Origin of the sequence: uncultured Novosphingobium sp. (assembly GCF_964277725.1) — a bacterium.
Taxonomy (GTDB): domain Bacteria; phylum Pseudomonadota; class Alphaproteobacteria; order Sphingomonadales; family Sphingomonadaceae; genus Novosphingobium; species Novosphingobium fluoreni.
The window spans coordinates 1-18,872 of record NZ_CAXYKL010000108.1; the positions used below are offsets into that span (position 1 = coordinate 1).

Sequence of the window (18,872 nt, forward strand, 5' to 3'; positions counted from 1 at the left end):
TGCCTGATCTCGGGGAAGCGGCGTCCTTCGGCGATGATGAGGCTGAACAAGCTGATCGCATCGGGCGTCAGCAGTTTTCGGGCCAACCGGACGCAATGATCTCGCAGCCCTTCGATGGTGAACTCATGACTGTCGAGCGGATCGCCCATGCTGGCGGCGAAACGCTCCACCAATCCATCGACCACGGCGGCGAACAGTTCTTCCTTCGATGTAAAGTGAGACCAGAGCGTGGCCTTCGATCCGCCGAGTTCGTCAGAGATCGCGGTCATGCTGGTGGCCGCGTAGCCCCGCTCCAGGAAGGAGCGCGTGGCAATCTCCACGATCGCCGTACGGCGATGCAGGCGGTTCATCTCGCGCTTCGTCAGGGCTATTTTCATACCGTACGGGGAAGTACACTTTTTGTTTGACACCGGCAAGCCGGAGGAGGATGGGCGCGATCGTGATGCGCAGAAATTTTGGAAATCGAATCAGGGCCGGAAGCAGTCTGGCGCTGACTTTGGCCCTTGCCGCGTGCGGCGTGCCCAACCTGGGCGATCGCCCGCAGATCCGGCCCCCGGCGCAGTTGGAAAGTGCTCGCTCGCTGGCTTCGACTCAAGGCGGGATGACGACCGCGTGGCCTCAGGAAAACTGGTGGGAAGCTTATGGCGACCCCACTTTGAATGCGCTGGTAGCGGAAGGCCTGGCCAATTCCCCCTCCGTAGCGGCGGCGGCGGCGCGTGTTCGCCAAGCCACCGGGGCGACGCAGGTCGCAGGTGCGGATGGGCTGCCGCAGATCAATGGCGAGGGGCAAGCCGGCTGGACCAAGCAGAGCTATAACAACGGCTTCCCACGCGAATTCCTGCCGCAGGGCTGGAAGCAGACAGGACAGCTGGCCCTGACGGGTGATTTCGACCTCGATCTGTGGGGCCGCCGTCGCAAGCAACTGGCGGCAGCGACGTCTGAGGAATACGCCGTCCGAACCGACGCCGACCAGGCACGGCTGTTGCTGGCTAGCAATATCGTCTCCTCCTATTTCGACCTTGCGCGCCTGCTGGAGCGGGATACGTCGCTGTCGACCGCGGTCGCCTCGCGTGAGAGCTTGGGCGGTCTGATCCGCCGCCGGTCCGAACAGGGCCTGGAAAATCAGACGCCCGTGCGGCAAACTGCGGCAGAGACGTCTCGCGCGCGTGTCTCGTTGTCCGCCAATCGCGAGCAGATCGCCGCCCGCCGGCATGCGCTGGCGGCGCTGCTCGGGGCCGGACCGGACCGGGGGCTGGATATCAAACCCGCCGTCCTGGGCACGATCCAGGAAACGGCTTTGTCCCCCGATGCAGGCATCGCGCTCGCGGGTCGTCGGCCAGATATCGTCGCAGCACGCCTTCGGGCGGAAGCTGCGGGCAAGCGCCTCGACATCGCCAAGACCGCGTACCTGCCGGACATTTCCTTGCGCGGCCTGATCGGCCTGACCTCGCTGGGCTTTTCGAACCTGTTCAAGTCGGGCTCCGACTACGGCACCGGCGCAGCGGCCTTCAGCTTGCCGATCTTCGATGGCGGGCGCTTGCGCGGCCAATACCGCCAGAGCCGGGGCGCATTCGACCTTGCCGTGGCGGATTACAACGAGACAGTCGTCACCGCGCTGCGCGAAGTGGCGGACGCGCTTGCCTCCCGCGAGGCGGCCAAGACGCAGGAGCAGGATGCGCGACAGGCGCGGCGTGATGCCGATGCGGCGTTCAGCCTGGCCTCGCAGCGCTACAACGCCGGTTTGTCCAACTACATCGACGTCTTGAGCGCGCAGCAAGTGGCGCTGGAGGCGCGAGAGGCGGCGATCGACGCACATTTCCGCACGCTGGCCACCGAGATTGCGCTGAAACGGGCGCTGGGCGGCGGCTTTGCCGAGAATTCGAACGAAAAGGTTTCGAGCAATGACTGACATGGCGCAGGATCTCGCCACGGACGACCGCCATCGTGAGGGGCAGGGGGCGCATGACGCCGCGGCTGACAGCCCGCGCGACAGTGCCGGCACGCAGCCTGCTCAGGCAGATGAGAGCCCGACCAGTGTGGTCGATAAATCCAAGCGCAAGCCGCTGATCATCGGCGTCATCATCGTCGTGCTGGTGGTTGCGCTGCTGTATTTCCTGTATGCCACCTTCATCGGCAGTCGCTCGGTTTCGACCGACAACGCCTATGTCGCCGGAGAGAACGCGCAGATCACGCCGCTGACGGAAGGGCAGGTCGCCGAAGTCGCCGTGGTCAACACGCAGCCGGTGCGTCGGGGCCAGCTTTTGATGCGGCTGGATGATGCCGATCAGCAGATCGCCGTGACAGAGGCCGAGGCGATGCTGGCGGCAGCGCAGCGGGCTTATACCGAATCGCGAGCGCAAGGCTCTGCGGCGGGTGCTTCGGCTGACGCGAAATCAGCCGCAATTCCCGAGGCGCAGGCCCGCCTGGCCACGGCCCGCGCCAATCTTGACAAGGCGCAGACCGACTTTCGCCGTCGCGCCAATCTGGAAGGCAGCGGTGCCGTATCCGGCGAGGAACTGACCAGCGCGCGCAATGCCCTGGCTGCGGCTCAGGCGGCGGTCGGCGAAGCGCAGGCCAGCGTCAACCAGGCGCGGGCCGATGCCGCCAGCGCGCGTCAGCAGGAAGTGGCCAGCCGTGCCGCCACGGCCGGTGTGGGCGTGAACGAGGCGCCGGAAGTGCGCCGCGCGATGGCCCGCCTCAACAACGCCCGCCTGGCCCTGCAGCGCACCGTGATCCGTGCGCCGATCGATGGCGTCATCGCCCAGCGCATGGTGCAGGTGGGACAGCGCGTGACCAACAGCACTGTCGCCATGATCGTCGTTCCGGTCGACCAGCTCTATGTCGATGCGAACTTCAAGGAGACGCAGCTGGGCAAGGTGCGCCCGGGCCAGCCGGCGGAAGTCATCTCGGATTTCTACGGCGATGACGTGGTCTATCACGGCAAGGTCGTCGGGTTCTCCGGCGGGACCGGCGCCGCTTTCGCCTTGATTCCGGCGCAGAACGCCACGGGCAATTGGATCAAGGTTGTCCAGCGCCTGCCGGTGCGCATCCAGCTCGACCCCAAGGAACTGCGGGAACATCCGCTGCGGGTCGGCTTGTCGATGGAAGCGAAGATCGACCTGACGGGCGGCCGCGACTGATGCTCTTTAACCGCCTCTTCACGCCGACGGAGCCGCCCCGCCAGCTTCACGGCGTGCGGCTGGTGCTGGCCGGGATCGCTTTGGCGGCCTGCAACTTCGTCGTCCTGCTCGACATGACGATCGCCAACGTCGCGGTGCCGCATATCGCGGGCGGCTTGGCGGTCTCGATCTCGACCGGCACGTGGGTGATCACGTCCTATGCGGTGGCAGAAGCGATCTGCGTGCCGCTGACGGGCTGGCTCTCCCAACGGTTTGGCGCAATGCGCTGCTTCGTCACCTCTCTGATCGGGTTCGGCATATTCTCGATGCTGTGCGGCCTGTCGCAGACGCTGCCGATGCTGGTGGTGTTCCGCATCGGACAGGGATTGTTCGGCGGTCCGATCATGCCGCTTACCCAGACGCTGCTGCTGCGCATCTTCCCCAAGGAATTGCACCCCAAGGCGATGGCCTTGTGGGCGTTGACCGTCGTGGTCGCGCCGATCATCGGTCCGATCATGGGTGGCTGGATCAGCGATAACTGGTCGTGGCACTGGATCTTCTTCATCAATGTGCCGATCATCGTGGTGATCCTGTTCGCCATCTTCACGCTGTTGCAGGCGGTGGAGACGACGCGCCAGAAGCGGCCTATCGATGGGGTCGGGCTGGGGCTGCTGATCATCTGGGTTGGCGCGCTTCAAGTCATGCTGGACAAGGGGCGTGAAGAGGATTGGTTCGCCTCACCCTTCATCATCGGCTGCGCCGTGGTCTCGGCGGTCTTCTTCGCGTTCTTCGTGATCTGGGAATTGACCGAGGATGATCCGATCGTCGACATCAAGGTGTTTCGCCACGCCGGCTTTACCACTGCGACGCTATCGTTGGTCCTGGCGTTCAGCACCTATTTCTCGTCCATCGTGGTCATCCCGCAGTGGTTGCAGACTTCATTAAACTACACCGCCACAGATGCCGGCCTGGTCATGGCTTTCAGCGGCGTGCTGGCTCTGGCGGTGACGCCGTTCGTACCGGCCTTGATGAAGCGCTTTGATCCCCGGTTGCTGGTGTTCGTGGGGATCGGCTGGATCGGGGTGATCGCCCTGATGCGCGCGTTCACCTGGTCGGCCGGGGCGACTTTCTGGACGTTTGCGACCCCGCAATTGCTGCAAGGTGCGGGCGTGGCGTTGTTCATGGTCCCGCTGACCACGATCAGCTTGGGTTCGGTATTGCCGCGTGAAACCGCGTCCGCTGCGGGTATCGCCAACTTCGGGCGGACGTTGGGCGGTGCGATCGCCACGGCGGTGGTGACGACGTACTGGACCAACCAGGCGCGGTCAGACGCGGCGCAGATGGCAGGATCGCTGAATGGCGCGCCGGAATTGATAACCAAGCTGCAGGGCCGGGGCTTTTCGACCGAGCAAGCGCGCGGCGTGCTGGATCAAACCGTGATGCAGCAAGCCACGGCAGTGGGAACCACCCACTTGTTCATGGTGGCCTTCGTGCTGTTCGTATTCGCCGCGTCGGCCATCTGGCTGGCTCCGCGTCCACCCAGGAACATAAAGCCGGCCGCCGGACATTGAGGCGTCAGGTCCGCGGCACGGTAAATCCAAAGCGCGTGAACACCGCGCGGCCCTCTGGCGAGAGCAGGAACGCGCGCAGTCCCGCTGCGTCCTTGCTGCGCGAAGCGGAAAGCTGCGCAATCGGATAGAGGATCGCCGCGTGGCTGCTTTCCGGGAAGGTCGCCACCACGCGGACTTTGGATTCCACCCTGGCGTCCGTTGCGTAGACGATGCCGAGCGGCGCTTCTCCATGCGCGACGAGTGACAACGCGGCGCGCACGTTGTCCCCCGCAGCGATGCGGTTGGAGACGTCCTGCCAGACGCCCATTGTTTCCAGCGCCTGCTTGGCATAGCGGCCCGCCGGAACGCCGGACGGATCGGCCAGCGCCAGCCGTCCGCCGCCCAGCGCGCGGGCCAGCGGAAAGCCCGGCGTGATCTGCAGCGCCAGCTTGCTCGATGCCGGCGCGATCAGGACCAGGCGGTTGCCCAGCAACGTGGCGCGGGTGGCCTTATCGATCTTGTTGCGCGCCGCCAGCTGATCCATCCATTCTTCATCGGCGGAGATGAACAGGTCCGCCGGTGCGTCGGTCTCCACCTGCCGGGCAAGCGCCGAACTGGCGGCGAAGGAGAGGACCGGCCGCGGATGCCCTTTCGCGGCCCAGGCATCGGCGGTCGCCTCCATCGCCTCTTGCAAGCTGGCGGCGGCCAGGACGACGGGTGCCTTCGTGTCGGTATCGGACGCAGGCGTCTGTCGCAGCAGCCATAGGCCGGCCCCGAACAAAGCGATGACGGCGACGATAAGGATAAGAGTGCGGCGCAAGCGAGGGGATCTCCAAAATCGATATCTTGCGGTATATAGTATGTGGTCTGTGAGGGAAGAGCGTTTGCGGGTGAGCGCGACCCGGCTATCGCGGTGCCATGTCAGACTTCCGCCTCTCGTCCCCCGCCGTCGCGCGCAATCGCGATCCTATCCTCGCCATCCTGCGCGATGTCCTGCCGGATCGGGGCGAAGTGCTGGAAATCGCCAGCGGCACGGGCGAGCAGGTGGCCTACTTCGCAGCCCAACTGCCGGGACTGGACTGGCAACCGACCGACCCCTCCGACGACGCGCTCACGTCTATCACCGCGTGGCGTGATACGGGCTGCTGGCCGAACCTGCTGCCGCCGGTGCGCCTCGATGCTGAAGAAGATGTCTGGCCGGTCGATCATGCGGCGGCGATCGTGTGCATCAACATGATCCATATCAGCCCATGGGAAGCGACACAGGGGCTGATGCGTGGCGCGGAGCGGCTGCTGCCATCAGGCGCGCCGATGGTGCTGTATGGTCCTTATCACCAGGCCGGAGTGCCGCTTGCGCCCAGCAATGCCGCGTTCGATGCCAGTTTGAAGGCGCGCGATCCTCGCTGGGGATTGCGTGATCTGGAAACGGTGCTGGCGCTGGCCCGGGCGCACGGCTTGCGGTGCGAGGAGGTAACGGCGATGCCCGCCAACAATCTCACGGTCGTGTTGCGGCGGGATTGAAGCTGCGGTTCGTCAGCCGGGGCAGGACCAGAAACTGGAACAGGCCCCGCGCCAGATAGAACACGCTGAAAGCCAGCCACAGACCGGCGTTGCCCAGCGGGTGGGCCAACGCCAGCAGCGCCACGTACAGGATCATTGCGGCGATCATCGTGCCCAGCATCGCCCGCGTCCACCCGGCCCCCACGAACACGCCATCAAACACGAACGAGGCAAAGCCGGCGAGCGGAAGCACGGCCAACCACAGACTGTCCCGCGCGGCAGCGTCGATGACTGCGGGATCGGTGCTGAATAGTCCGGTCAGCGGCGCGCCTGCGGTCAACCCGATCAGGGACAGCGCCACTGCGGCGGCGCCCCCGGCGATCATCGCGGCGCGCAGCACGGCCCGAAACCGGGCGCGATCCTGAGCCCCAACGGATTCGGCGCAAAGGACTTGCGCGGCGCTTTCAAACCCGTCGAGAATCAGCGTGCCCAGCATGAACAACTGGAACAGGATGCCATTGGCCGCGAGGATGACCGGCCCCTGTTGCGCTCCGCCGCGTGCCAGCAAGAGCAGCGCCACCGTCAGCAGCGCGGTGCGCAGGAACAAGTCACGGTTGATGGCGAACAGCGGCCGCAGCGCCGCACCGCTCCATGTCAGGCGGTGGCGCGCAGCGTTGATCGCCTGCCGGGCTTCTGGCTGGCGAAACACCAGCGCTGCCAGCAGCGCGCATTTCAGTGTTTCGGACAGGAAAGTGGCAGCGGCCACCCCGCTGATGCCGAGCCCGAAAGCGAGCACCAGCGCCAGGTCCAGCGCGATGTGGGCGATGTTGGCGCTGACCTCCACCATCAGCACGGCGCGTACGCGCCGCCGCCCGATCATCCAGCCGACCAGCACGCAATTGGCCAGCCAGATCGGGCCTGACCAATATCGGATCGCCACATAGTCGGCGGCGCCCTGGCGTAGCGCTCCCTTGGCCTCCAGCAGATCGAGGCCGATGGGCACGATTAACGGCATCGCCGCCAGCAGCAGCAGCCCGATCGCCAGCGAGACGCCCAGCGCCCGCGCGAGCGTTCCGGCCTGTAATTGCGCATCGCCGCGCCCGCTGGCCTGCGCGATCAGGGCGATAGTGCCGCTGCGCAGGAAGTTGAAGGCGTTCAGCAGGCCGAACATCAGCTTTGCGCCCAGTTCCACAGAGCCTTGCGCGGAGGCATCGCCGAGACGGCCGATCGTCCACATGTCAGCCAGGCCGAACAGGGCGGTGGCGATATTGGTGAGCATCGCGGGCAGGGCGATGGCCCAGACCAGCCGCATCGGGGATGTTCGAAGATCGCTCACGACGCAGGCGACTGCAGCGCCGCCCAGGGTTCGTCAACCGATGACGGTGGTTTCCCCGCTTTCGCCACCGCAAATCTGCGCTTGCAAGCGGGCAATATCCTCCGGGTGGGCCAGCCCGGTGCCGGGGGAGAGCACCGCTGCAGATCCCGCCGCCATGGCCAGGCAAAATGCCTCGTGGACGCTCTGCCCGGTGGTCAGTGCGAAGATCATCGCCGCCACGAAGCTGTCTCCTGCACCTACCGCGCTTTTGGCCTCGATCTTGGGTGCGGGAAGAAAGGTCACACCGCTTTCCTGCGCCAGAACGGCTCCCAGATGGCCCAGCGTCACGGCCATGAATTGCGCCTTGCCCGCGCGAACGATGGCCAGAGCCTCGCGCCCGATATCGTCGATCGTCTCCAATGGCCGTCCGACCAAGGCGGCCAATTCGCCTTGGCTGGGCTTGGCGAGGAAGATGCCGCCTGCCGCCAGCGCGGCTTGCAGCGGCTCGCCGGAGGTGTCGATGACCACGTGCGTATGACGCTGGCGGGCGATCGCAGCCACTTGCGCGTAGAAATCCACCGGCACGCCCTGCGGTAGCGACCCGGACAGGACCAGCGCGTCGAGCGGCAGGGCTTCGGAGATGGCGTCCAGGCAGGCTTGCCATTCCGCCTCGGCCACGATCGGCCCGGACGGCGTGAAGCGATATTCCTTGCCGGTGCCCAGTTCATGCACGGCAGAGGCGATTCGGGTATCGCCTGCGATGGGGATGCGGCAGCAGCCCAGATCATGATCGGCCAGCAGCCCGTCCAGCGTCGGGCCGGTCGCGCCGCCGGAGAGGTAGAAATTTAGCGCTTCGCCGCCCAGCCGCTGGAACACCCGCGCCACATTGATGCCGCCGCCGCCGGGGGCATATTGCTCGTTGCGCGTGCGCATCTTGTGGGTGTGCTGCATGCGATCAATGTCATACGAGACGTCGATCGTCGGGTTCATGGTCAGCGTGGCGATGCGGGGCATGGGCGAGGCGCGTCCTCTTCAGGCGTGACTGGTCTTCAGGCGGGACTGGGCAGCCGGGCGACCTGACTCCTAACGAGCGCGACGGCGGGAGGATGCATTATTCGCCGCGTATCGTCCCGACACGTCGTCAGCCGAGGCTGGGCACCGCCGAATGCCCCATCTTTTCCAGATAGCGCAGGGCCTCCGGCCCCGGTTGCGGGCGACCGAACAGATAACCCTGGCCCTGCATGCAGCCTTCATCGCGCAAGTAATCGCGCACGGTCTCGCGCTCGATCCCCTCCGCCGTGACGGTCAGGCCCAGGCTTTTGCCCAGACCGATCACCGCCCGGATCACCGCGCGTGAATTGGTCTCTCCCTCCAGATTGAGGATGAAGGACTTGTCCAGCTTGATCTTGGTGAACGGAAAGTTGAGCAGGTATCCAAGGGACGAGTATCCGGTACCGAAGTCATCCAGCGAGATGCCGATGCCAAACGCGCGCAAGTTGCGGATGATGGCGGACGGACGGGGGCCTTTTTCCATCAGCACGGCCTCGGTGATCTCCAGTTCCAGCCGCCCTGGCGCGAGACCCGATGCCGTCAACGCCGCGATAACGGTGCTGGTAAGGTTGCCGTTCCGGAACTGCAGCGGAGAGACGTTGACGGAAAGCTGGATGTGGTCCGGCCATTTCCGCGCTTCGGCGCAGGCGGCGTTGAGGACGAAGCGGCCGACGGTATCGATCAGGCCCATTTCCTCGGCCAGCGGGATGAACACGTCGGGCGAGACGGGCCCGCGCACCGGATGGCGCCAGCGCAGCAATGCCTCGAAACCCTGAACCTCGCCCGTCGCCAGCGCGACCAATGGCTGGTAGTGAACTTCAAGCTGGTTCTTTCGCAAAGCCTCTCGAAAGTCGATTTCCAGCCGGGTCTTTTCCTGCGCAGCCGCGTCCAGATCGCTTTCGAAGCAGCGACAGGTGCCGCGGCTCTCCCCCTTCGCGGCATAGAGCGCCAGATCGGCATAGCGCAGCAAGGTTTCCGGGTCCGAGCTGTGATGCGGAGACGATGCGAAGCCGATCGTGGCGCCGATGTGCAGCACATTGCCATCGACATGGAAGGGCTGGGACAACGTGGTGATGATCGAGCGGGAAACGATCTCGACCTGCGCGCGGCTGGACTTGCTGAAGATGATGGCGAACTCGTCTCCGCCGACCCGGCACAGCAGCGCGTCGGTTGGCACCAGCGAGCGCATCCGGCGTGCTGCCTCGGTCAGCAACACGTCGCCCAGGTGATGGCCGTAAGTATCGTTCACCGCCTTGAAGTGGTCGAGGTCGACCAACGCCATCGTCACGCTATCCGTGGATGGGGCATTTTGCAGCACTTGGCGCAAATGCGCACGGCAATGGGCGCGATTGGCGAGGCCCGTTAGTTCATCATGGCGCGCCATGTGCTTCATGCGCTGCTCGATGCGCCGCCGCTCGGTAATGTCGAAGATCGAGACGATCGTGGCGGAATAGCCTTCCAGCTGGGAGAGCCGGGTATAGATCATCGCTTCGCTGATGGTGCCGTCGCGGTGCCGCACTTGCCAGACCTGGCGGTCGTCGCTGGAATCCTGGGCCAGTAGTTGCTCGGCGCGCGCCCAGGTCTTCTCGGGGAAAAGGGCGCTAGCGCAAAGGCCTTCCAGATCAGCGGCCGGATAGCCGAAGTAATCGACCGCGGCAGGATTGGCAGATCGAATGCAACCGCTTTCGATATCGTAGACCATCATCGCGATGGGGTTGCGTTCGAACAGCAGGCGGAAGGCCTCCTCGCTCTGGCGCATGTCGGTGATGTCGATCCGCAGGCCGATGTTGCCACCATCGGAAGTGCGGCGCTCTTCGATCAGGATGCGCCGGCCATTGGCAAGCCGCTGTTCGTGGCGGGAGGATGGAGCGGCCAGGCGCGCCATCCGCTCTGCCAGCCATTCCTCCTCGCGTCCGATCGCCTCGGGATAGTCGCCCCGCTCCACGCCCTCGCGCAGCGTATCGGCGAAACGCACGCCTGGGGCCAGGAGATCGGCGGAGACGGCGTAGATCTGGGCGTACTGCTGGTTCCACAGGATGTACCGCCCCTCGGCATCCAGGAACACCACGCCCTCGGGCAGCAGATCGATCGCCTCGCGCAGCCAGCGCTCGGCACGATGCGCCGCGCCCATCGCCTCCTCCAGCGATTGCAGGCTCTCGACAGCCACGGCGCCCGCCATGGAATCTTGGCCGAAGTCCAGTTTCATCGACGCCCCACTGTTTCCGCCCGAACAGCTTGGTCGATAAAGGTTAATGTGTCCGTAAAGACAAAGTGGACCAGCGGTTTAGTTCGACCTTAGGCACGGCCCAGCGACGGGAGACGCGTGGCTTTCGCGCCTTGGGTGAGCAGGCCTGGCCACAGCCGCGCCGCCAGTACCCCCGCCGCCAGCGCGATCGGCCGTTCCGAGAGACGCTGCATTCGCATCGCCATTCGTACTTGCGGGCCGACATGGCGCGCCAGTTGCCGATGAAACTGCGTGGCGGTCTTGCCCTGTATCAGGCTCTGCGCCGCGAGGCGGGCGCTGCGCAGCGCGACCGACATGCCATCGCCGCTGAGTGATGCAGTCATCGCGGCCTGGTCGCCCAGGCGCCATACCTCTTCCGGCCCATCCTGCTCGCCGGACAGGACGTAGCCGTAAGGCAGATTGGCGATGGCGAGCGGCTTTGCGAACAGCGGCTGCGCGGAGCCGAGCAGGCGGGCAAAGGCGGGTTGCGGCATGAGGTCTGCCAGCAGCGCTTCCCACGTGCCGCCCACGCGCGTCAGCTGGCTGCGCTGGACCACGAGGCACAAGTTCGCATCGCGCGTGCCGACGCGCTGAAGCCCCGCGTAACCGGTGCCGAGCAGCATGAGATCGATCGAGCGATCGAGTTCGATCAAGGCTGGCGCGGGGAGACGCCAATGCATCTTGAAGCCGACGTAACCATCCTTCGTGGACGGTGCGGCGCGGGGCATCGCGCGCATGTCGTGCTTGCCGGTGGCCAGCAGGATCGCATTGCTCTCGCGGTTCTGGTCAGAGGCCAGAACGGTGTAGCCCTGGATGCCGGTGACACGCACCCCGCGCATCACTTCAGCTCCGGCATCGGCGGCCGTTTCCAGCAAGGCTTCGTCCAGCACCCGACGGCTAAGCCCATACGCCAGAAAGGGCAGGCGCGCTTCGACAGTGTGGCGGCCGCGATGCACGCGTACACGGTCGATCGGCACGCCGCCCAGCCGCTCGGGCGGCAGGCCCAGGCTGGCCAGATCCTCGCACGCTTCCACCGACAGGAACTCGCCGCAGACCTTTTCGTGAGGGCCGGTCTCCCGTTCCAGCACGGTGACGCCATGACCGGCACGCGCCAGCCGGGTCGCCACCGCTCCTCCGGCGAGACCGCCGCCGATGACGATCGCTGAGCCTACCACTGTCGCCGCTCGACACAAAAGCGGAAGGGGAAGCGCCAGCGGATCTTAGCGACATCGGCCACGCCGGCCTCCGTCAGCAAGGTTTGCCAATCCGCGCGACGAAAGCTGCGGGCGATGGAGAGAGGGCCATCGTGCCGCACGAAGCGATGCCAGCCCGCAATACGCGCCATGACGGTGAAGGCGTGCCAGGGCAGGGCGTGGCGGTGCAGATCATTGATGAACCAGCCGCTACGCGCGGTATCTTCCATCCACCGCACGAACCGCACGATCTCCGGATCGGCCATGTGGTGCGTGACGAGCGAACTGATGATGAGGTCAGGCCGCTCCCGTTCGCTCCACGCATAGGCATCGCCGGTGACCCATTCGATCCGCATGTCATCAGGCGTCATCATACTGGCGGCGGGCTCGCTACGGGGGTTGAGGTCGATACCGACCAATCGTGCCGAGCGACCTTTGCGTTTCAGCATCCGGGCGATCCGCCGCAGCATGTCACCGGCGCCGAACCCCACGTCGAGGATGGTCGGATCGCCCGGCAAGTTCGCGAGTGCTTCAGCTAGAAACCTCAGCGTCGGTTGGCGCGCCAGAGTTACGGTATTGACGCGCGCCAGGTCGGCCATGCACGCGGCAAAGTCCTGCGTCGAAACGTTATCACCGTCCATCAGCTCGGGCGCGAGCGAGCGGCGGGAGAAATCCGGCATCGTCAAAGCAGGTTGAAGCGAAAGCTCTCGGCGGCGAGGCCGGGGCCGAAAGCCATGCCAATCCCGGACTGTGGCGGAGTGCCCGGCGTCTTCCCGGCCATCATCCGCGCCAGCACGAACATCAGCGTGGCCGAAGACATGTTGCCGTTCTCGCGCAGCACCGCGCGTGACGGGGCGAGCGCTTGGGCCGGCAACTCAAGCCCCCGCTCCACCGCATCCAGGATCGAGCGCCCGCCGGCGTGGACGGCCCACAAGTCATAGTCTGCCACCGCCTGTCCGCGCAGGATGCCGTCCGGCGCATTGCGGCTGCGCTCCATCCCCAGGGCTTCTGCGATGCGGGCGGGCACGTGGCCATCCAGATGCATCAGAAAGCCCTGGTCGGTGATGTGCCAGGTGATCAGGTCCGCCGATCCGGGGATCGACGCGGCGCGAAAATCGAGCAGGGCGATGCCCTTGGGTTCGGCAGTCACCAACGCGGCCGAAGCACCATCGCTGAACAGCAGCATCGCCAGCAATTTGTCGAGATCCTGCGTCTCCTGCAAATGCAGCGTGCACAGCTCCACATTCACCACCAGCACCCGCGCCTCGGGCGTGGAGCGCACGATGTGGTGGGCCAGCCGCAGCGAATTCACGGCGGCATAGCAGCCCATGAAACCCACCAACGTGCGCTCTGCCGAAGGATCGATGCCGGTGCGCTTGATCAGAATCTGGTCCAGTCCCGGAGCGACGAAGCCTGTGCAACTGGCCACGATGACGTGGGTGATCCCTTGGTCCGTGATGTCGCCATCCAGCTGGCCGATCGCATCCAGTGCCAGTTCGGGCGCCCACTTCTCATACTGCCGCATCCGCGATGACGTGCCGGGATAGGCGCCCGGGGCGTAGAAACTGTCGGCATGTTCGTAGCCATCGTCCACCGCATCACCGCTGCGGATAAAGGAATAGCGCCGGTCGATCGCGGAGCGCTTTGCCATGCGATCATAGATCGCCCGCTTGCGCGGGTCAGGCAGCATGTGATCGACAAGGCCATGGTAGGCGGCGTGAATCTCATGCGGGGGGAGTGCGGTGCCGATCGCGTTGATGTGCGCCGTGGCGGGGGCGTGCCGTGCCGGATGTCCGGTCATTATCATATTTGTCGCTTCCCTGCGGAGGGGCGAGGAGCGCCGACCGCAATGAGATGATAACGACGCCGCGCGCGGAATGCTGCGCGTCTTTGTGGGCGGCGACAAAAGAATATGGCCCGCCGCGCGGGGAAGCGCGACGGGCCATGGTTTTCCTCCCCAGGAAAACGGTGAGCGGGTCGGCCTAAGGACCGAACCCGCGCCTGCGATCAGCGGCGAACGGCGCTGCCCAAGCGATGGTAGAGATTGGAATACTTGGACGAGATCGGATCGTCCTCATGCGCCTTTATGTAAAACATCACGGCTTCCTGCAGCAGCTTGAAATCTTCGTTCGAAAGTACCGCGCGGGCGCGGCTCGGTTCGGTCGTGATGGTAGTGGTCATCGCACGTTTCCTTTCCTGCATCGCGCTGGTTCGTGACCTCGCCATCCCGGCGCTTGATCGGGATGACGAGGGGTTTCTTTCGGTCGTCCGCTCACCTCAGACGGCAGCGAACTGGTTCCCCGCTGTTGCCTTAGGCGGCAGCAAACTGGTTCATAGTATTGTGCGCGCCGCCGGCCTTGAGAGCGGCTTCACCGGCGAAGTATTCCTTGTGATCATCGCCGATGTCCGAGCCGGCCATGTTCTGGTGACGGACGCAAGCGATGCCCTGGCGGATTTCTTCGCGCTGGACGCCCTTGACGTAGCCGAGCATGCCCGCCTCGCCGAAGTACTCCTTGGCCAGGTTGTCGGTCGACAGCGCGGCGGTGTGGTAGGTCGGCAGCGTGATGAGGTGGTGGAAGATCCCCGCCTCGCGCGCCGCATCGCGCTGGAAGGTACGGATGCGCTCGTCAGCCTCGATGCCCAGCTCGGTGCCGTCATAGTCCACGCTCATCAGGCGCGTACGGTCGTAAGCCGAGACGTCCTTGCCTTCCGACTGCCAGCGGTCGAACACCTGCTGGCGGAAGTTCAGCGTCCAGTTGAAGCTGGGCGAGTTGTTGTAGACCAGCTTGGCGTTCGGGATCACCTCGCGGATGCGGCTGACCATGCCGCCGATCTGCGCGATGTGGGGCTTCTCGGTCTCGATCCACAGCAGGTCCGCGCCCTTTTCCAGAGCCTCGATGCAGTCCAGCACGCAGCGGTCCTCGCCAGTTCCGGGGCGGAACTGGTAGAGGTTGGACGGCAGGCGCTTGGGCTTCAGCAGCTTGCCGCCGCGGCTGATCAGGACCTCGCCATGCTCGATCGTGCTGACTTCGTCGCAATCGAGGAACGAGTTGTACTGATCGCCGATATCGCCCGGCTCGCGGGTGTAGGCGATCTGCTTGGTGAGGCCAGCGCCCAGCGAGTCGGTGCGGGCAACGATCAGGCCGTCATCCACGCCCATTTCCATAAAAGCATAGCGGATGGCGCGGATCTTCGCGATGAAGTCCTCGTGCGGGACGGTGACCTTGCCGTCCTGGTGGCCGCACTGCTTCTCGTCGGAAACCTGGTTCTCGATCTGCAGGCAGCAGGCGCCGGCTTCGATGAACTTCTTGGCGAGCAGGTAGGTCGCCTCGGCGTTGCCGAAACCGGCGTCGATGTCGGCGATGATCGGCACGACGTGGGTTTCGTAGTTGTCGATAGCGTGCTCGATGCGCTTGGCTTCGACTTCGTCGCCGGCTGCACGCGCCTTGTCGAGATCGCGGAACAGGCCGCCCAGTTCGCGGGCGTCGGCCTGCTTCAAGAAGGTGTACAGTTCCGAAACCAGGGCCGGAACCGAAGTCTTCTCGTGCATCGACTGGTCGGGCAGGGGGCCGAACTCCGAACGCAGCGCGGCGACCATCCAGCCCGACAGGTAGAGGTAGCGGCCCTTTGTGGTGCCGAAGTGCTTCTTGATGCTGATCAGCTTTTGCTGACCGATGAAGCCGTGCCAGCAGCCCAGCGACTGCGTGTAGTTCGCAGGATCGGCGTCGTATGCGGCCATGTCGGCGCGCATCACCTTGGCGGTGTACTTCGCGATATCGAGGCCGGTGCGGAACTTGTTCTGCAGGCGCATGCGTGCGACGGACTCGGCTTCGATCCCGTTCCAGTTGGGTTCGTTGCCAATGGCGGTGCCGGCCTCGGCGATGGTCTGCTGATACGTCACGTGTCTTTCCCCGATCTTCTTTAAGAGCGTGGCCCGTCTTCTATGCAACGGCTCGACAGCGGGAAACCGCCAGTGGTGTCAGCGTGTCAAACTTTACAAAAGTTCTTTGTAAAGTTGTGCGGCTATGACAAGTATTGCGGTCATGGCAGAAACCCGTCCTCTTTACCTCGGTCCTCGTCTGCGGCGATTGCGCCGGGAGCTTGGCCTGACTCAGCAAGTCATGGCCGAAGACCTGGGCATCTCTCCTTCCTATGTGGCACTGCTGGAACGCAATCAGCGCCCGGTCACGGCGGACATGCTGCTGCGCCTCGCCCGCACCTATCGCATGGATGTGACAGACCTCGCCAACGAGGATGGTGAGACATACACCCGCCGTATCGCCGAAGTGTTGCGCGATCCCATCTTCTCGGACATCGACCTGCCGCCGCTGGAAACGGCCGACTTGGCCACCAGCTTCCCCGGCATTTCCGAAGCCTTGCTGCGCCTGCATGGGGCTTACGTGCGTGAACAGCAGGCGCTGGCGCAGCGCGCGGCGGGCGAGGGGGATGCGCAAGACCGCGATCCTCTGGCCGAGGCGCAGGGCTACTTCGCCAAGAACCGCAATTACTTCGATGCGCTGGATCGCCAGGCGGAGCAGCTTGCGCAAGAGATCGAGGCGGAGGGCGGCGCGGCGAAGTTCCTGGCGAAAAAGGGGGTGCGCGTGCGCTTCTTGCCGCCCGAGGTCCTGCTCCACGCCTTGCGTCGGTTCGACCGGCACAATCAGCAATTGCTGATCGCCGACACGCTGGATGCGGCCAGCCGCGCGTTCCAGATTGCGATACACATCGCCTACACGGAAATGCGTTCGGAGCTGGGGCGGCTTGTACGCCAGCAGCCGTTCTCCACGCAGACCGCGGAGGCGTTGGTCAAGCGCGGCCTGGCTGCTTACGCTGCTGGTGCAATCGTGATGCCGTATGAACGCTTCGCCAAGATCGTCGAGGCGCGCAGCTACGATATCGGGGCGATCCGGGGGGTGTTTGGCGCCAGTTTCGAGCAGGTGGCGCATCGCCTCACCACGTTGCAACGGCCGGGGCAGGAGGGTGTCCCCTTCTTCTTTTTGCGCGTAGACGAGGCGGGCAATGTCGCCAAGCGTCTGGATGGCGCGGGCTTTTCCTTCGCGGCGCATGGCGGTGGCTGCCCCTTGTGGAACCTGCATCAGGCGTTTCGTCGGCCTGGCGAAGTGCTGACGCAGTGGCTGGAACTGCCGGACGGGCAGCGCTTCTTCTCCATCGCGCGGACGGCCGGAGCATCGGGTGGCGGTCACGGGCGTCCGCGCATGCAGCACGCAGTGGCTCTGGCGTGTGCGGCGCATGACGCGGACAAGCTGGTTTATGCTCGGAGCGAGCAACCCGCCGTGCCCACGCCTATCGGGGTCACCTGCCGCCTGTGCCATCGCGCGGAGTGCGAGGCGCGTTCGGCGCCGCCGATCGGACGGGAGATCCTGACGGACGAGTACCGGCGGCCTGCGCAGCCGTTCGCTTTCGCAGAAAGCTAGGCGTCTGACGCGGTTGGCGGGTGGCTGGTCCTAGGCGTAGCTCTTTTTCATGCCAATGCCTGACGCAGTGTTCGCCAGCCCCAGTCGCGCGCCCTGTCAAACCGGGCGGGCTGACCTATATCAATCGGCCATGCCCGCCCCCGATCTCAAGCCACGCAAACGCGCCCGCCTGACTATCGCGGTGGCGGTTCTGGGGCTGCACGTGGCGGCGATCGTAGCGCTGGTCGCGGCCTTTGCGCCTTCATTGGGAGACGCGGCCCTGCGGCCCGTCCTGCAGGCGGTAAACGTCACGCTCGCAACCTCATCGCCACCTCCTCCGCCGCCGCCCGCGCCCCGGCCAAGTCCGAGCAATGCGGTGGCGCAAGCGCAAGGAGCCGCCGCTCCGCCTGCCAAGAAAGCACGCCCCCGCGAAGTCGCGGCGCCCGCGCCCCGGATCGTGATCGCCACGCCGCCCGCACCCCCCATCGCGGGGGAAGGAGCGGCGAACCGCGCCGGAGCCAGCGCCGCCGGAGCAGGAACAGGCGCTGTCGGCATCGGGCAGGGCACGGGCGCCGGTGGTAGCGGAACCGGCACGGGCGGCGGGGGAGGCGCGGCCAAAGCCGTGAAGATCGCCGGTGATATCGTTTCCGCCCGCGATTATCCACGACGCACTCGTGACTTGCGTCTTGGCAGCGCGGTGACGATCGCCCTGACGGTGGGTGCGGATGGCAGGCCCACCGCTTGCCGCATCGTCAGGCCAAGCCGCGACCCGGAGGCTGATCGCATCACCTGCGACCTGGCGACGAGCCGGTTCCGGTTCCGTCCGGCTCGCAATGCCGCAGGGGAGCCGGTCGCCTCGATCTACGGCTGGCAACAGCGTTGGTTCACTCCGGAACGCAATTGAGGCAAGATCGCTTTATGTTCTTCCAACCGCTATTCAGCCCGGACTTTCGATGATCGCGCATACCATCCAGTTGGCGCTGGCTCCCGTTTTCGTCCTGGTTGCGATCGGGAACATCCTGAACCTGCTGTCCACGCGCCTCAGCCGCGTGGTCGACAGGGCGCGCGTGCTGCAGGAACGGCACACCGCCACGACGGGCTTGGAACATGACATGGTCGTCACCGAAATCCGGCTGATCGACCGGCGCATGGCACTAAGCACCAGCGCGATCCGCCTGCTGGTGCTCTCCGGCCTGTTCATCGGCTTCACCGTGGCGCTGCTGTTCGTGGAGGAGATGACGCACACCAACTTGCAGATCGCGGCAGCCGTCACCTTCGTGATCGCGCTGACGCTGCTGATGTGGGGCCTGGTGCTGTTCCTGCGCGAAACGCAAGTCGCCGCGCTGGCCCTACGGATCCCGCGCGACTACTTGGAATTACACCGCAATATCTAGCGGGACGGAAGGGGGAACGCCTCGATCCCCCCGCTGCCGATGAAGCCTCAGGCGGCCAGATCGAACGGCGCGATCTCGCCCGAGAGGTACAGCTTCTTCGCCTTCGCGCGGCT

General features: G+C 65.2%; 17 protein-coding genes. 7 read left to right on the forward strand and 10 right to left on the reverse strand.

Annotated elements, in window-relative coordinates; all coding sequences use genetic code 11:
• Window positions 1-350: TetR/AcrR family transcriptional regulator (locus ACHWRX_RS06595; RefSeq protein ID WP_394658596.1), on the reverse strand; the 350-nt coding region annotated here is incomplete at its 3' end.
• A gap of 146 nt (window positions 351-496) precedes the next feature.
• Here ACHWRX_RS06595 and ACHWRX_RS06600 point away from each other — a divergent pair.
• Genes ACHWRX_RS06600 through ACHWRX_RS06610 form a run of 3 tightly spaced genes read left to right on the forward strand, consistent with a single transcriptional unit; the run spans window position 497 to window position 4,690 of the window.
• Entirely contained in the window at window positions 497-1,909 is a 1,413-nt protein-coding gene (locus tag ACHWRX_RS06600; RefSeq protein WP_394658597.1) for an efflux transporter outer membrane subunit, read from the forward strand.
• Window positions 1,902-3,140 carry an HlyD family efflux transporter periplasmic adaptor subunit gene (locus ACHWRX_RS06605; RefSeq protein ID WP_394658598.1) on the forward strand — a complete coding sequence of 413 codons (1,239 nt, stop codon included), beginning with the start codon at window positions 1,902-1,904 and terminating at the stop codon, window positions 3,138-3,140. The genes ACHWRX_RS06600 and ACHWRX_RS06605 overlap by 8 nt, the downstream gene beginning before the upstream one ends.
• Window positions 3,140-4,690 carry a DHA2 family efflux MFS transporter permease subunit gene (locus tag ACHWRX_RS06610; protein WP_394658599.1) on the forward strand — a complete coding sequence of 517 codons (1,551 nt, stop codon included), beginning with the start codon at window positions 3,140-3,142 and terminating at the stop codon, window positions 4,688-4,690. Before ACHWRX_RS06605 ends, ACHWRX_RS06610 begins: the two co-directional genes overlap by 1 nt.
• A gap of 4 nt (window positions 4,691-4,694) precedes the next feature.
• Here ACHWRX_RS06610 and modA read toward each other — a convergent pair whose 3' ends face one another.
• On the reverse strand, window positions 4,695-5,489 hold the full coding sequence (modA, locus tag ACHWRX_RS06615) for a molybdate ABC transporter substrate-binding protein (protein ID WP_394658600.1): 795 nt from the start codon (window positions 5,487-5,489) through the stop codon (window positions 4,695-4,697).
• A 98-nt stretch (window positions 5,490-5,587) separates the two neighbouring features.
• Between modA and ACHWRX_RS06620 the strand changes: the two genes are divergently transcribed.
• Complete coding sequence (locus ACHWRX_RS06620; RefSeq protein ID WP_394658601.1) at window positions 5,588-6,190, forward strand: DUF938 domain-containing protein; 603 nt, start codon at window positions 5,588-5,590, stop codon at window positions 6,188-6,190.
• Here ACHWRX_RS06620 and ACHWRX_RS06625 read toward each other — a convergent pair.
• From ACHWRX_RS06625 to ACHWRX_RS06660, 8 genes are all read right to left on the reverse strand, one after another.
• Entirely contained in the window at window positions 6,165-7,505 is a 1,341-nt protein-coding gene (locus ACHWRX_RS06625; protein WP_394658602.1) for an MATE family efflux transporter, read from the reverse strand. The genes ACHWRX_RS06620 and ACHWRX_RS06625 overlap by 26 nt on opposite strands.
• Before the next feature lie 33 nt (window positions 7,506-7,538).
• Entirely contained in the window at window positions 7,539-8,498 is a 960-nt protein-coding gene (locus tag ACHWRX_RS06630) for a 1-phosphofructokinase family hexose kinase (protein ID WP_394658603.1), read from the reverse strand.
• A 127-nt stretch (window positions 8,499-8,625) separates the two neighbouring features.
• On the reverse strand, window positions 8,626-10,740 hold the full coding sequence (locus tag ACHWRX_RS06635) for a putative bifunctional diguanylate cyclase/phosphodiesterase (protein WP_394658604.1): 2,115 nt from the start codon (window positions 10,738-10,740) through the stop codon (window positions 8,626-8,628).
• A gap of 89 nt (window positions 10,741-10,829) precedes the next feature.
• Complete coding sequence (locus ACHWRX_RS06640; protein WP_394658605.1) at window positions 10,830-11,933, reverse strand: NAD(P)/FAD-dependent oxidoreductase; 1,104 nt, start codon at window positions 11,931-11,933, stop codon at window positions 10,830-10,832.
• Window positions 11,927-12,631, reverse strand: a complete 705-nt coding sequence (locus tag ACHWRX_RS06645) for a methyltransferase domain-containing protein (RefSeq protein WP_394658606.1) — start codon at window positions 12,629-12,631, stop codon at window positions 11,927-11,929. Before ACHWRX_RS06645 ends, ACHWRX_RS06640 begins: the two co-directional genes overlap by 7 nt.
• Window positions 12,632-12,633: 2 nt before the next feature.
• A complete protein-coding gene (locus ACHWRX_RS06650; protein WP_183616489.1) occupies window positions 12,634-13,752 on the reverse strand; it encodes a type III polyketide synthase in 1,119 nt (372 codons plus the stop codon).
• Window positions 13,753-13,958: 206 nt separating this feature from the next.
• Window positions 13,959-14,132: a hypothetical protein gene (locus ACHWRX_RS06655; RefSeq protein ID WP_288415909.1), complete on the reverse strand. Its 174-nt coding sequence runs from the start codon at window positions 14,130-14,132 to the stop codon at window positions 13,959-13,961.
• A gap of 130 nt (window positions 14,133-14,262) precedes the next feature.
• Entirely contained in the window at window positions 14,263-15,852 is a 1,590-nt protein-coding gene (locus tag ACHWRX_RS06660; RefSeq protein WP_394658607.1) for an isocitrate lyase, read from the reverse strand.
• A gap of 142 nt (window positions 15,853-15,994) precedes the next feature.
• On the opposite strand from ACHWRX_RS06660, the gene ACHWRX_RS06665 reads away from it, so the two are divergent.
• From ACHWRX_RS06665 to ACHWRX_RS06675, 3 genes are all read left to right on the forward strand, one after another.
• On the forward strand, window positions 15,995-17,386 hold the full coding sequence (locus tag ACHWRX_RS06665; RefSeq protein WP_394658608.1) for a short-chain fatty acyl-CoA regulator family protein: 1,392 nt from the start codon (window positions 15,995-15,997) through the stop codon (window positions 17,384-17,386).
• Between the two features lie 130 nt (window positions 17,387-17,516).
• A complete protein-coding gene (locus ACHWRX_RS06670; protein ID WP_394658609.1) occupies window positions 17,517-18,269 on the forward strand; it encodes a TonB family protein in 753 nt (250 codons plus the stop codon).
• A 49-nt stretch (window positions 18,270-18,318) separates the two neighbouring features.
• The gene (locus ACHWRX_RS06675) at window positions 18,319-18,759 is read left to right on the forward strand and encodes a DUF2721 domain-containing protein (RefSeq protein WP_058735146.1); all 441 of its coding nucleotides are present in this window, start codon (window positions 18,319-18,321) and stop codon (window positions 18,757-18,759) included.
• Window positions 18,760-18,872 lie beyond the last annotated feature (113 nt).

What these genes read in the sequence shown, in the direction of transcription:
- ACHWRX_RS06620 (WP_394658601.1), top strand. Translation starts at nt 5,588, where the DNA reads ATGTCAGACTTCCGCCTCTCGTCCCCCGCCGTCGCGCGCAATCGCGAT.
- ACHWRX_RS06650 (WP_183616489.1), bottom strand. Translation starts at nt 13,752, where the DNA reads ATGACCGGACATCCGGCACGGCACGCCCCCGCCACGGCGCACATCAAC.
- ACHWRX_RS06610 (WP_394658599.1), top strand. Translation starts at nt 3,140, where the DNA reads ATGCTCTTTAACCGCCTCTTCACGCCGACGGAGCCGCCCCGCCAGCTT.
- ACHWRX_RS06675 (WP_058735146.1), top strand. Translation starts at nt 18,319, where the DNA reads ATGATCGCGCATACCATCCAGTTGGCGCTGGCTCCCGTTTTCGTCCTG.
- ACHWRX_RS06645 (WP_394658606.1), bottom strand. Translation starts at nt 12,631, where the DNA reads ATGCCGGATTTCTCCCGCCGCTCGCTCGCGCCCGAGCTGATGGACGGT.
- ACHWRX_RS06635 (WP_394658604.1), bottom strand. Translation starts at nt 10,740, where the DNA reads ATGAAACTGGACTTCGGCCAAGATTCCATGGCGGGCGCCGTGGCTGTC.
- ACHWRX_RS06665 (WP_394658608.1), top strand. Translation starts at nt 15,995, where the DNA reads ATGGCAGAAACCCGTCCTCTTTACCTCGGTCCTCGTCTGCGGCGATTG.
- ACHWRX_RS06670 (WP_394658609.1), top strand. Translation starts at nt 17,517, where the DNA reads ATGCCCGCCCCCGATCTCAAGCCACGCAAACGCGCCCGCCTGACTATC.
- ACHWRX_RS06630 (WP_394658603.1), bottom strand. Translation starts at nt 8,498, where the DNA reads ATGCCCCGCATCGCCACGCTGACCATGAACCCGACGATCGACGTCTCG.
- ACHWRX_RS06655 (WP_288415909.1), bottom strand. Translation starts at nt 14,132, where the DNA reads ATGACCACTACCATCACGACCGAACCGAGCCGCGCCCGCGCGGTACTT.
- ACHWRX_RS06605 (WP_394658598.1), top strand. Translation starts at nt 1,902, where the DNA reads ATGACTGACATGGCGCAGGATCTCGCCACGGACGACCGCCATCGTGAG.